The sequence below is a fragment of the Pseudomonas ovata genome (assembly GCF_003131185.1).
In the GTDB taxonomy this organism is placed as follows: domain Bacteria; phylum Pseudomonadota; class Gammaproteobacteria; order Pseudomonadales; family Pseudomonadaceae; genus Aquipseudomonas; species Aquipseudomonas ovata.
In genome coordinates, this window is record NZ_QFFU01000006.1 from 291,973 (window position 1) to 303,845 (window position 11,873).

The 11,873-nt window shown below is 58.1% G+C and carries 9 protein-coding genes; 7 read left to right on the forward strand and 2 right to left on the reverse strand.

Features of this window, described 5'->3' with window-relative positions; genetic code table 11:
• Positions 1 to 270 precede the first annotated feature (270 nt).
• Together DGA31_RS11595 and xseA are read right to left on the reverse strand one after the other, a co-directional pair.
• Positions 271 to 1,095: a peptidoglycan DD-metalloendopeptidase family protein gene (locus tag DGA31_RS11595; RefSeq protein WP_056835462.1), complete on the reverse strand. Its 825-nt coding sequence runs from the start codon at positions 1,093 to 1,095 to the stop codon at positions 271 to 273.
• A gap of 7 nt (positions 1,096 to 1,102) precedes the next feature.
• Positions 1,103 to 2,482 (reverse strand): exodeoxyribonuclease VII large subunit, encoded by a 1,380-nt coding sequence (gene xseA / locus DGA31_RS11600; RefSeq protein WP_161959179.1) that lies wholly within the window; start codon positions 2,480 to 2,482, stop codon positions 1,103 to 1,105.
• A gap of 263 nt (positions 2,483 to 2,745) precedes the next feature.
• On the opposite strand from xseA, the gene DGA31_RS11605 reads away from it, so the two are divergent.
• The 7 genes from DGA31_RS11605 (at position 2,746) to DGA31_RS29585 (ending at position 11,632) form a co-directional block, all read left to right on the forward strand.
• Positions 2,746 to 3,525, forward strand: coding sequence for a sulfite exporter TauE/SafE family protein (locus tag DGA31_RS11605; protein WP_421957960.1), 780 nt, complete (start codon positions 2,746 to 2,748; stop codon positions 3,523 to 3,525).
• A 75-nt stretch (positions 3,526 to 3,600) separates the two neighbouring features.
• Complete coding sequence (locus tag DGA31_RS11610; RefSeq protein ID WP_056835467.1) at positions 3,601 to 4,149, forward strand: hypothetical protein; 549 nt, start codon at positions 3,601 to 3,603, stop codon at positions 4,147 to 4,149.
• Positions 4,150 to 4,245: 96 nt separating this feature from the next.
• Positions 4,246 to 5,715: an IMP dehydrogenase gene (gene guaB / locus DGA31_RS11615; RefSeq protein ID WP_056835469.1), complete on the forward strand. Its 1,470-nt coding sequence runs from the start codon at positions 4,246 to 4,248 to the stop codon at positions 5,713 to 5,715.
• A 99-nt stretch (positions 5,716 to 5,814) separates the two neighbouring features.
• The gene (guaA, locus tag DGA31_RS11620) at positions 5,815 to 7,392 is read left to right on the forward strand and encodes a glutamine-hydrolyzing GMP synthase (protein WP_056835471.1); all 1,578 of its coding nucleotides are present in this window, start codon (positions 5,815 to 5,817) and stop codon (positions 7,390 to 7,392) included.
• 306 nt (positions 7,393 to 7,698) lie between these two features.
• Positions 7,699 to 8,958: a tyrosine-type recombinase/integrase gene (locus DGA31_RS11625; protein WP_109512632.1), complete on the forward strand. Its 1,260-nt coding sequence runs from the start codon at positions 7,699 to 7,701 to the stop codon at positions 8,956 to 8,958.
• Positions 8,959 to 9,177: 219 nt separating this feature from the next.
• On the forward strand, positions 9,178 to 10,818 hold the full coding sequence (locus DGA31_RS11630; RefSeq protein WP_161959180.1) for an ATP-dependent nuclease: 1,641 nt from the start codon (positions 9,178 to 9,180) through the stop codon (positions 10,816 to 10,818).
• Between the two features lies 1 nt (position 10,819).
• On the forward strand, positions 10,820 to 11,632 hold the full coding sequence (locus DGA31_RS29585) for an HNH endonuclease (RefSeq protein ID WP_152035019.1): 813 nt from the start codon (positions 10,820 to 10,822) through the stop codon (positions 11,630 to 11,632).
• Positions 11,633 to 11,873 lie beyond the last annotated feature (241 nt).

The window sequence follows — 11,873 nt, forward strand, 5'->3', positions numbered from 1 at the left end:
CGAGGCGACGCGATCTAGCCTGGCAGTCGGGCGCTGACCAGGTCGAGGCAGGCGTGCTGGCGCAACAGAATGAGGGTGTGAGAGGTTTTCATGTGGCCAACCGTACTCATTGGGGTGAATGTTGGCAAGCACCCGGAAAAAATTGATAGAAATCTTCTGTAATGCACTTATGGCGAATTTTTTTAGCGTTAAACGACCATGAAACAATTTTTTATTGCTGGTCGCTACGCCAGGGCGCAAGTGAGAGGCGCCCTGGCGGTAAAGCCGCTGTTACGGCTCGAACGCGCCAATGAAGATCGCCGGGTCCACCCGGGCATCGTTGAGGCTCACATTCCAGTGCATGTGCGGCCCGGTGGCGCGGCCTGTAGCACCGACCTTGCCGACCACGCCGCCGCGAGACACCGCATCGCCGACCTTCACGTCGATCTTCGACAAGTGGCAGAACATGCTGATGAAGCCCTGGCCGTGGTCGACGAACACGGTCTGGCCATTGAAGAAGTAGTCGCCGGTCAGAATCACTTTGCCAGCGGCAGGCGATTTGACCGGTGTACCGGCCGGTACCGCGAAATCCAGCCCCGAATGCGGGTTGCGCTCTTCGCCGTTGAAGAAGCGGCGCACCCCGAAGCGGCTCGACAGCGGGCCGTTGACCGGTTTGTCGAGAATCAGGTTGCTCGGTGTGCCGGGGCTGAAGCTGCGATAGGCCTGCAACTGCTCGGCCAGCTCGCGCTCGTAGCGTTTGGTCTGCTCGGCGTTGGGCGTCACCTGGCTCTGATTCTTCAAGGTGATGCGCTGTTCTTTGTATTTCTTGCTGCCGACGGTAAAGGGCAGCGCGCGATTGCCGCTGAGCACCTGCTGCTTGCCCGGCTTGACGGTCAAGGGAATGCCGACAATCGCCAGCCAGCGGGTGTCCTGTTCCTTGACCACCAGAACCGGCTTGCCTTCATACGTGGCGGTGGGCGGCTGGGCGCCGCCACCCAGGTCGATGACCGCAACGCCGCCGGGGACCGGCTTGTTCAGGGTGCGGGTTATAAAGCTGTCGGCGTGGGCGGGCAGGCTTAACAACAGGGCCAGCAACGGTGCAATAAAACGTAGCATCGGCAAGTCAGTCCAGAAGAGAAAGGGTCACGGGCGTCAGGTGGTTGTCTTCGACGCGCACCTGCAATTCGCCCTCGCTGAGGCGCGCCGTCAGGCGTTGGCCGGTATGGGTCTGGTCGGCACGGCGCACCGCCTGACCGCGTTCGTCGAGCAGGATGCTGTAGCCGCGTCCCAGCGTGGCCAGGGGACTGACCACTTGCAGGGTCTGCACCTGATGCTGCAACTGCAGGCGCCTGGCCTTGAGCTGTTCACGAATCGCCCGTGGCAAGCGTTCGGCCAGGGTGTCCAGGCGCTGGCGTAGAAAGGCCAGGGTCCGACCGGGGTGCTGCGCCGCCAGGCGGCTTTGCAGGTGCGCCACCTGGGTCTGCTGCTTGCGCAGGCTGTGGTCGAAGGCCCGGCGCAGGCGCATGTCCAGGTCATCAAGACGCTGGGCTTGCTGGCGCAGGCGTTCACCGGGATGACGCAAGCGCCGCGACAGGCCGTCGAGCAACAGCTGTTGGTGCATGAGTTTTTCGCGCATGCGGCTGACCAGCCGGCGTTGCAGGCTCTCGACCCGGCGGTGCAGGTCGCTGGCGTCCGGCGCCAGCAGCTCGGCGGCTGCCGACGGGGTCGGGGCACGGACATCGGCGACGAAATCGCTGATCGACACATCGGTCTCGTGGCCCACGGCGCTGACGATCGGTGTGACGCAGGCATCGATGGCGCGTGCCACTGCTTCTTCGTTGAAGCACCACAGGTCTTCCAGCGAGCCGCCGCCCCGGGCCAGGATCACGGCATCGAAGCCCTGGCGATCGGCCAGTTGCAGGGCACGCACGATCTGGCCGATGGCTTCGCGACCTTGCACGGCGGTGGGGATCAGGGTCAGCTCGACCTGCGGCGCGCGGCGGCGGAACACGCTGATGATGTCGCGGATCACCGCGCCCGTGGGCGAACTGACAATACCGATGCGCCTGGGGTGCAAGGGCAGGGCGACCTTGCGTTCGGCACTGAACAGGCCTTCTTCATCAAGCTTGACCTTCAGGGCCTCGAAGGCCTGGCGCAACGCACCATCACCGGCCGGCTCCAGCGTGTCGAGAATCAACTGATAGTCGCCACGGCCTTCATACAGCGAGACCTTGCCGCGCACCTTGACCTGCAGGCCGTCCTTGAGCGCCTGGCGCACCCGCGCCGCATTCTGGCGAAACAGCGCGCAGCGCACCTGGGCGCCGGCGTCCTTGAGGGTGAAGTACACATGCCCCGAGGCCGGGCGTGAGAGGTTGGAAATCTCGCCCTCGACCCAGATGCTGCTGAACACGTCCTCCAGCAACACCCGGGCACGGCCGTTGAGCTGGCTGACAGTGAGGACTTCCCGGTCCAGGCCGAGTCTTGCAAAAGGGTCTTTGATCATGGCCGGCATCATAAAGCGATTTGCCGCCTGCCCACCACTGGTGCTTTTATCGCGCATGGCTTTAGATGCATACCTTGGCAATGTCGCGGATCGCATCATTAATGCGATCGATGTGGGAGGGGGCTTGCCCGCGATGGCTGCGGTACAGACGAAACAGGTATTGCGGTGCAACGCGGCAGTGTTGTGGCGCAGACCCAGTGGGCTTTCTTGAGCGACAGCGCACGGCAGAGATTGAACCAAAAGTCATTGTCAGGGAGGAAGCCGTGGTCATCGAACACACACTGCAATGGATCGCCCAACTGGGCTTCTCGCCGCTGGACTGGCTATGGATCGAGTTGGCCATCGTCGGCGCCTACATCGTGTTCGGCATCGCCGGCTTCGGCACCGCCCTGGTGGCAGGTCCCCTCCTGATTCACTTCATGCCGCTGTCGCGGATCATCCCCTTGCTGGTCATGCTCGACTTCATCGCGGCGCTGGGCAACCTGCTGCCGGCGCGCCATTCGGTGGTCAAGGCCGAACTGCTGCGCCTGCTGCCGTGCATGGCGGTCGGTTGCACGCTGGGCGTGGTGTTTCTGCTTAACCTGAAGTCCGATGTGCTGCTGTTGCTGATGGGGCTGTTCGTCACCGCCTATGCCCTGTACAGCCTGGCGGTCAAGGTGCGGCCCAGCCAGCTCGCCGCCGGCTGGGCTGTACCGATGGGCACGGTAGGTGGCCTGTTCGGGGCCTTGTTCGGCAGTGGTGGCTTTCTGTATGCCATCTACCTCAATGGCCGGCTGGAGGCCAAGGAACAGGTGCGCGCCACCCAGGGGGCGTTGATCAGTTGCAGCACGGTGGTGCGCCTGGGCCTGTTCGCGGTGGCCGGGGTGTATGCCGAGATCCCGCTGCTGGTGCTGGCCGCCTGCCTGCTGCCGGCGATGCTGCTGGGTTCGTGGATCGGGCGCAGCGTGACCCTGAAGCTGTCGCGTGAGGCGTTCGTGCGGTTTATCACCTGGCTGGTGCTGGTCAGCGGCATCGCCCTGATCATGCGCTACTTCAGCGGCTAGGCTGATTGTCACTTGACCTGAACCGGCGGGCGATTAAGCTGCCGCCCCTTGATTCCTTGCACGACAGCCGCCGCCATGAACAGCCAGAGCATCATCGTCCCGCAAATTTCCAGCTTCCCGGCACGGGAGGCCATGGCACGCAAGATCCTGCGCTGGCTGGTCACGCTGGACGTGGTCGAGCCTGAGCTGAGCACCTGCGGGCGCAGCGGCAACCGCATGGCCTACGCCATTGCCCCAGGCGCCCGCCAGGTGGTGGAAAACCCCGAAGCCTTGCCGTTCGGTCAGGCGGTCAATGGCCTGGAGATCGTCACCAAGCGCTGCATCTATACCCCGCTTGACGGCTTTGCCGAAGAAGCCGGCTGCCCGGAGTGCCGCAAGGAAGTCGGCGAGGCGCTGTTCGAAAGCCTGGAAGACTGGATGCCGCGGCACACCGACAACTTCATCTGCCCGCTGTGCCGCCATGAAGACGACATCAACGGCTTTCTGTTTCTTGACCCGTGCGGTTTTTCCAACCTGGGCTTTATTTTCAACGATTGGCTGGCGGCCGGCTTCAAACAGCGCTTTCTCGACGAGTTTGCCGCCCGTCTGGACCGTCCGGTGTCCTGGGTCAAGGTGCGCTTGTAGACATGAGGTCAAACAGGCCGAGTTTTTGCATTGAGCCGGCCGGTGTGTATAGGTATAATGGCGCGCTTCCAATTTTCCCGCTCGGGAGCCCCCGCGATGCTGCGTATCAGTCAAGAAGCCTTAACATTTGACGACATTCTCCTTGTACCCGGTTATTCCGAGGTGCTTCCCAACGAAGTCAGTCTGAAATCCCGTTTGACCCGCGGCATCGAGCTGAACATCCCGCTGGTTTCTGCAGCGATGGACACCGTCACTGAAGCTCGCCTGGCCATCGCCATGGCGCAGGAAGGCGGCATCGGCATCATCCACAAGAACATGACCATCGACCAGCAAGCCGCTGAAGTGCGCAAGGTCAAGAAGTTTGAAGCCGGCGTGGTCAAGGACCCGATCACCATCGAGGCCGACGCCACCGTACGCGACCTGTTCGACCTGACCCGCCTGCACAACATCTCCGGTGTCCCGGTGCTGCACAACGGCGACCTGGTCGGCATCGTCACCTCGCGTGACGTACGTTTCGAAAGCCGCCTGGACATCCCGGTCCGCGAAGTCATGACCCCCAAAGAGCGTCTGGTCACCGTCCGTGAGGGCGCTGACAAGAACGAAGTGCGCGAGCTGCTGCACAAGCACCGCCTGGAAAAGGTCCTGATCGTCGACGGCAACTTCGCCCTCAAGGGCATGATGACCGTCAAGGACATCGAAAAAGCCAAGGCCTACCCGCTGGCCAGCAAGGATGACCAGGGTCGTCTGCGTGTAGGCGCGGCAGTCGGCACCGGCAAGGACACCGGCGAGCGCGTAGCCGCCCTGGTGGCCGCCGGCGTCGACGTGGTGGTGGTCGACACCGCCCACGGTCACTCCAAAGGCGTGATCGACCGCGTGCGCTGGGTCAAGCAGACCTACCCGCAAGTGCAGGTCATCGGCGGCAACATCGCCACCGGCGCTGCCGCCAAGGCCCTGGTCGAAGCCGGCGCCGATGCGGTCAAGGTCGGTATCGGCCCGGGCTCGATCTGCACCACCCGCATCGTCGCCGGTGTCGGCGTGCCGCAGATCAGCGCCATTGCCAACGTCGCCGAAGCCCTTGAAGGCACCGGCGTTCCGCTGATCGCCGACGGCGGTATCCGTTTCTCCGGTGACCTGTCCAAGGCCATCGTGGCCGGTGCCTCGGCCGTGATGATGGGTTCGATGTTCGCCGGCACCGAAGAGGCTCCGGGCGAAATCGAACTGTTCCAGGGTCGCTCCTACAAGGCCTACCGCGGCATGGGCTCGCTGGGCGCCATGTCCCAGGCCCAGGGCTCCTCGGACCGCTACTTCCAGGACTCGTCCGAAGGCGCCGAGAAGCTGGTGCCTGAAGGTATCGAAGGCCGCGTCGCCTACAAGGGCTCGCTGTCGGCGATCATCCATCAGTTGATGGGCGGCCTGCGCTCCTCGATGGGCTATACCGGCAGCGCGACCATCGAAGAGATGCGCACCAAGCCCGAGTTCGTCCGCATCACCGGTGCCGGCATGGCCGAATCCCACGTCCACGACGTGCAGATCACCAAGGAAGCGCCGAACTACCGCGTAGGTTGAGCCTTCAAGCAAATCGTCAAGCAACCGGGGCTGTTTTATTCAGCCCCGAGTTGTTTCTGAATCACGACTGTTACTGATTGACTTAAACGAGACTGAATCATGGCCCTCGATATTCACGCGCACCGCATCCTGATCCTCGACTTCGGTTCGCAGTACACCCAGCTGATCGCCCGCCGCGTGCGCGAGATCGGCGTGTACTGCGAACTGCATCCGTTCGACATGGACGATGAAGCCATTCGCGAGTTCGCACCCAAGGGCGTGATCCTCGCCGGCGGCCCTGAGTCGGTACACGAAGCCGACAGCCCGCGCTGCCCGCAGGCGGTCTTCGACCTGGGCGTGCCGGTGTTCGGCATCTGCTACGGCATGCAGACCATGGCCGAGCAACTGGGCGGCAAGGTCGAAGGGTCCGACCTGCGTGAGTTCGGTTACGCCCGCGTCGACGTGGTCGGCAAGAGCCGCCTGCTCGACGGCATCGAAGACCACATCGACGCCGACGGCCTGTTCGGCCTCGACGTCTGGATGAGCCACGGTGACAAGGTCACCCGGCTGCCGGAAGATTTCCACATCCTGGCCAGCACCCCGAGCTGCCCGATCGCCGGCATGGCCGACGACACCCGCGGTTACTACGGCGTGCAGTTCCACCCGGAAGTGACCCACACCAAGCAGGGCGGTCGCATCCTGTCGCGCTTCATCCTCGACATCTGCGGCTGTGAAGCCCTGTGGACACCGTCGAAGATCGCCGAAGACGCCATCGCCCAGGTGCGCGCCCAGGTCGGCACCGACAACGTGCTGCTGGGCCTGTCCGGCGGCGTCGACTCTTCGGTGGTTGCGGCCTTGCTGCACAAGGCCATCGGCGACCAACTGACCTGCGTCTTCGTCGACAACGGCCTGCTGCGCCTGCACGAAGGTGAGCAAGTGATGGCCATGTTCGCCGAGAACATGGGCGTCAAGGTCATCCGCGCCAACGCCGAAGAGCAGTTCCTGAACAACCTGGCCGGCGAAAGCGACCCGGAGAAGAAGCGCAAGATCATCGGCCGCACCTTCATCGACGTGTTCGACGCCCAGTCCAGCCAGCTGGACAACATCAAGTACCTGGCCCAGGGCACCATCTACCCCGACGTGATCGAGTCGGCCGGCGCCAAGAGCGGCAAGGCCCACGTGATCAAGTCGCACCACAACGTTGGCGGCCTGCCCGAGGAAATGAACCTCAAGCTGGTCGAGCCCCTGCGTGAACTGTTCAAGGACGAAGTCCGCCGCCTGGGCCTGGAACTCGGCCTGCCGTATGACATGGTCTACCGCCACCCATTCCCGGGCCCGGGCCTGGGCGTGCGCATCCTCGGTGAAGTGAAGAAGGAATACGCCGACCTGCTGCGCCGCGCCGACCACATCTTCATCGAAGAACTGCGCAAAGCCGACTGGTACCACAAGGTCAGCCAGGCTTTCGTTGTGTTCCAGCCGGTGAAATCGGTAGGCGTGGTCGGTGACGGCCGTCGCTATGCCTGGGTCGTCGCACTGCGGGCGGTGGAAACCATCGACTTCATGACCGCACGCTGGGCACACCTGCCTTACGAACTGCTGGAAACAGTCAGCGGCCGCATCATCAACGAGATCGAAGGCATCTCGCGGGTGACGTACGACGTGTCGAGCAAGCCGCCGGCGACGATTGAGTGGGAATGATCCCGCGTCCGGCATTGCCGGGCACGATCTAGCAAAAAATGCCCAAAAGCCCGCTTAATTGCGGGCTTTTGGCTTTTTGGGTCTGGCAAATTCAGGTAGCGTTCTGCATCGCCAAGCATGGTTTTTTTATGGCATGGTACGGGGTACCAACTGCATCCGATGCCATGCATGACGCTTGATACCATGTCCCTTGTTTCAGGATGGGCATGGTATCGAGGTAGCCAAGAGGCCCGTTTTACTGGGGTTAAGCCCCATTCTTCCGCGCTTTTCAGAGCATGGTATTTTTTCATGGAATTAATGGAAGCCATGCTCACTGATACCAAGCTTCGAAACCTCAAGCCCCAAGACAAGCTCTACAAAGTGATTGACCGCGATGGCTTGTACGTAGCGGTTACACCGGCCGGCTCAATCTCCTTCCGCTACAACTACTCCATCAATGGCCGACAGGAGACCATCACGTTCGGTCGTTATGGCTTGGGCGGGATCACCCTGGCAGAGGCACGTGAGCGGCTAGGGGAGGCGAAGAAGATGATCGCCGCAGGTAAGTCGCCTGCTAAGGAGAAGGCGCGTGCGAAGGCTCGTACGAAGGGCGCAGAGACCTTTGATGATTGGGCTGAAAAATGGCTGCGCGGCTATCAGATAGCGGACTCGACACGAGATATGCGCCGGTCAGTCTATGAGCGCGAATTGAAGCCGAAGTTTGGCAATCAGAAGCTCGCTGAAATCACTCATGAGGATCTGCGGGCACTGACCGACGCGATAGTAGAGCGGGGTGCGCCTGCAACCGCTGTCCATTCGCGTGAGATCGTTCTGCAGGTCTTTCGTTGGGCCATTGAGCGTGGTCAGAAGCTTGAAAACCCTGCGGATCTAGTAAGGTCTGCCAGCATCGCCAAATTCGAGCCTCGCGACCGGGCGTTGACGCCTGATGAAATCGCGCTTATGTATCAGTACATGGACAGGATTGGTACCGCGACGTCGGTTCGCGCCGCAGCCAAGCTTCTTCTGCTGACGATGGTGCGCAAGAGCGAGCTGACCAACGCAACGTGGAGTGAAATCAATTTCAGCGAGGCGCTATGGACGATCCCCAAAGAGCGGATGAAGCGCCGAAACCCTCATTTGGTGTTCCTGTCCCGTCAGGCTCTGGATTTTTTCATCGCCTTGAAGACCCTGGCTGGAGGTTCTGAGTACGTTCTGCCGTCACGCTACGACTCTGACTTGCCAATGAGTGCGGCCACGATCAACCAAGTACTGACGCTCACCTATCGCCTTGCGCAAAAGGAAGGGGTGCCATTAGGCAAATTCGGGCCCCATGACCTGCGACGCACGGCCAGCACGCTGCTGCATGAGGCGGGCTACAACTCCGACTGGATTGAGAAGTGCCTCGCGCACGAGCAGAAAGGCGTGCGCGCCGTTTACAACAAGGCCGAGTACCGCGATCAGCGTCGAGCAATGTTGCAGGATTGGGCCGACATGATTGATGAATGGACGCTTAAGAAATCTGGGAAAATAAATAGACAGCTTGCGTATTCGCCCCTCATTTCAGCTAGTCGCTTGAGGGAAAATTGACATGAACTTGGTCAGAGATTTTTATCGGTGCTGGCGAGTCGCGTGCATTTTTTTAGGAGGAGCGGTAATTCACGACTGACCGGCTAACCGCCAGAGACAGACAGTCATCCCGGTAAATCTGTCCGCAGTTCAGAAAGTACACCGCTTTTTTCAGACAATATCAGTAGGCCGCTCGCGCTTATAATGTCGCAGCCCGCCCAAGTTAAGATGGATCTTGGAATGCCAGCAAAAAAGAACTCTAACGCTAACCCAAACCAGCTACTGACTTCATTCCTTTTAGATGAGAGCTTCGCGGAGAACTCCAACGCGGAAGCATTCATTGTTCCGCTGGCCCGTAAATTTAACGATTTCGGCTATCTTATAGCATGCTCTATAGGTTATCGCGATAAACAAGGGCAAATTTATTGGCTTGAAGGGAGGTGTGCAATTCAAGGAGAAAAAGATCTCTTTCAAGCTGTTGGCAGTCTGCTTTCGCCTGAAAAACCTGAAATTTACCACCGCGAAATCAAAAAACCATTCCGCACTCTGCTGATAGATGCAAAGTCATATAGCTTTTTGCGGCGGACGCTAGGTGAGCCACAGGCAAGGAAAGTCCTATCTGGCTTACAAGATGTGGCAACGACTAAAAGCCGGTCCTTCATAAATAGTTGGCACGATTTCTATAAAGAAGAAGTGTTCACTCATGCGATGATTAGATCAAGCGAAGCCTACTTCGCTTATCGCAAGGCTGAGCGAATATTGCAAGGTTTGCAAGAACTTGATGCTGATGCTCGTCAGCCCTTCAATGTTGTGTTGAAGGGAGCCGGCCCGCAGGCCCAGTTCGATTTCCAGTTTGACAGCCAGAATTTTCTTAGAGGACGGATCGCAGTCATCATTGGACAAAATGGCTGTGGCAAAACTTCGGCGCTCGCAAAGCTCTCAAAAGTTTTGGCAGATAAGGAAAGTCGATCTGCTGAAATCATCAATCGCCCCGAACTGAATCAAGTTATAGCCTTTATTCACACTGCCTCTGTTCGACAGTTCTCTCCCTCTTCAAAGGAGGGGCTGGCGAGAGCTAGGATTTTTACATTCAATCCAGCAAGTCCCCGGAAGCAAGGCGAGGACTCTGCCACTACGTTGCTTGTTGACGTGGCCCGGGGACATGATGCTCAAGGTGCTTTGCTTAACCATCTCTCGGATATTTTGCGCACTGAATTCAGTGAGTTTGAAGTTCTTGTCCCAATGAAAAAAGATAGGCTGGGAGAGTCAGGAATAATTGCGTCGTACGATGTAGACTATATGCCATTTTCAGAGTGGAAGCGTGGCGGGGAGCAACGCATTTTAAATAATGCAGCAAATGTCGCCTCTAGGCAGTCATTGAGGTTTGTCGATAAGCACGGAAAGGAACGTAAACTTAGCTTGGGTCAGCAGGCCTTTCTAAAATTCATATTGGTTGCACTAGCTAACTCTGGGCCGGCATCCGCGCTGATTATTGATGAGCCGGAGAATTTTCTGCATCCGAACCTTATATCAAGGTTTATGCGTAGCCTAAATAAAATCCTGAACGGCACACGGTCCATAGCATTCGTCGCCACACATTCCCCATTTGTCGTTCGAGAAGTTCAAAGTGCTCAGGTGCATGTGATGCGTAATGAAGAAGGAGTGCTCACAGTAAGAAAACCGCGCATGCAAACGCTAGGAGCCAATGTCGCATCAATCTCTAATGAGGTATTTGGTGACGATCTGCCCCACCATCTTTATGAAGAATTGTTAGAGTTGGCCGAGCAAGAGAGTAATACATTTTCGGAGGCGCTTAATAAATACTCTTCGGAATTGAGTGCCGAAGCTCTCATGCGCCTGCGAAGGATGATGGAGCAATAAAATGAGGAAAGTAGATCCACCCGTCATTCAAGATAGTTTGCTTCTCAGCTTTCTGCAGCACTCTAGAAAGGGAAATGCCAAGGCAATTGTGCATCGCATAGCTGATATTGCTGAGCGCTATCAAGCATATGATGTTTGCAATGGTGATCCTTGGGGTATCGCCGAGGATGCGTCATACCTTCCACTAAAAGAAGACCTTAACGAAATTTATAAAGCACCACCATCCGTCTTAAATTTCATTGCGACGCTGCGATCTCAACTTGACGGCGTGTGCCCCGTGTGTGGGCGAGACGCATTGGGGACCTTGGATCATTACCTGCCCAAAGCAAATTATGCAGAATTCTCATTTTATTCAAAAAATTTAGTGCCAGCTTGTGATAGATGCAACAACAAGAGAAGCAATGCGTTTAGAGGTGTGAACGCAGGAGAACGCCCTCTGCATCCATACTTTGACTACTTTGCAAACAACAAGATCCTCTCTGTACGATTTGAACCCGATTGGAATGCGCCACTGCTGACACCAATACCTTACAATGTGGTCGGAAGTCAGCTTGCTGTTGTTCAGTGGCACATCGACAATGTCTTAAGACGGGCGGGAATCGATGAATATCTGACGACACAATGGGGGGTCTTGATCAATGGCATAAGGACTTTTCTTCCAGATCGATCTAGCTTGGCAAGCATAAAAACAGAGCTTCATCGACTCGAAAGCTATGAATTTGAATGCGGAAAGTCGGCTAACGGATGGCGTTGCGCCTTCTGGCATGGCTTGAGCTTAAATGATGATGCGCTCAGGTATTTGCAGTTGTTATGAGAAGTACTTTGATCAGTAACAAGAAATAATTCCACAGTACTTTGGTGAGCTTTTTTTATGAAAACCTTGGCCTCTAAAGCCGATGCGGACGGACTGGTGCAGGAAAGTAGGCTGGATTATTTGTATCCGATCCATGATCCCCACCTACCGCAAAGCAGGGATCAGGTTTACCGTGGCATCTCTGGCGAGCAGTTCCACGGCAGCAGCGCTTCGTAGTCTGCTACCGAAGAGGCATGCGGCA

Excerpts from the sequence above, each read along its gene's own strand:
- DGA31_RS11595 (WP_056835462.1), bottom strand. The coding sequence starts at position 1,095 with ATGCTACGTTTTATTGCACCGTTGCTGGCCCTGTTGTTAAGCCTGCCC.
- guaB (WP_056835469.1), top strand. The coding sequence starts at position 4,246 with ATGCTGCGTATCAGTCAAGAAGCCTTAACATTTGACGACATTCTCCTT.
- DGA31_RS11610 (WP_056835467.1), top strand. The coding sequence starts at position 3,601 with ATGAACAGCCAGAGCATCATCGTCCCGCAAATTTCCAGCTTCCCGGCA.
- guaA (WP_056835471.1), top strand. The coding sequence starts at position 5,815 with ATGGCCCTCGATATTCACGCGCACCGCATCCTGATCCTCGACTTCGGT.
- DGA31_RS11625 (WP_109512632.1), top strand. The coding sequence starts at position 7,699 with ATGCTCACTGATACCAAGCTTCGAAACCTCAAGCCCCAAGACAAGCTC.
- DGA31_RS29585 (WP_152035019.1), top strand. The coding sequence starts at position 10,820 with ATGAGGAAAGTAGATCCACCCGTCATTCAAGATAGTTTGCTTCTCAGC.
- DGA31_RS11630 (WP_161959180.1), top strand. The coding sequence starts at position 9,178 with ATGCCAGCAAAAAAGAACTCTAACGCTAACCCAAACCAGCTACTGACT.
- xseA (WP_161959179.1), bottom strand. The coding sequence starts at position 2,482 with ATGATCAAAGACCCTTTTGCAAGACTCGGCCTGGACCGGGAAGTCCTC.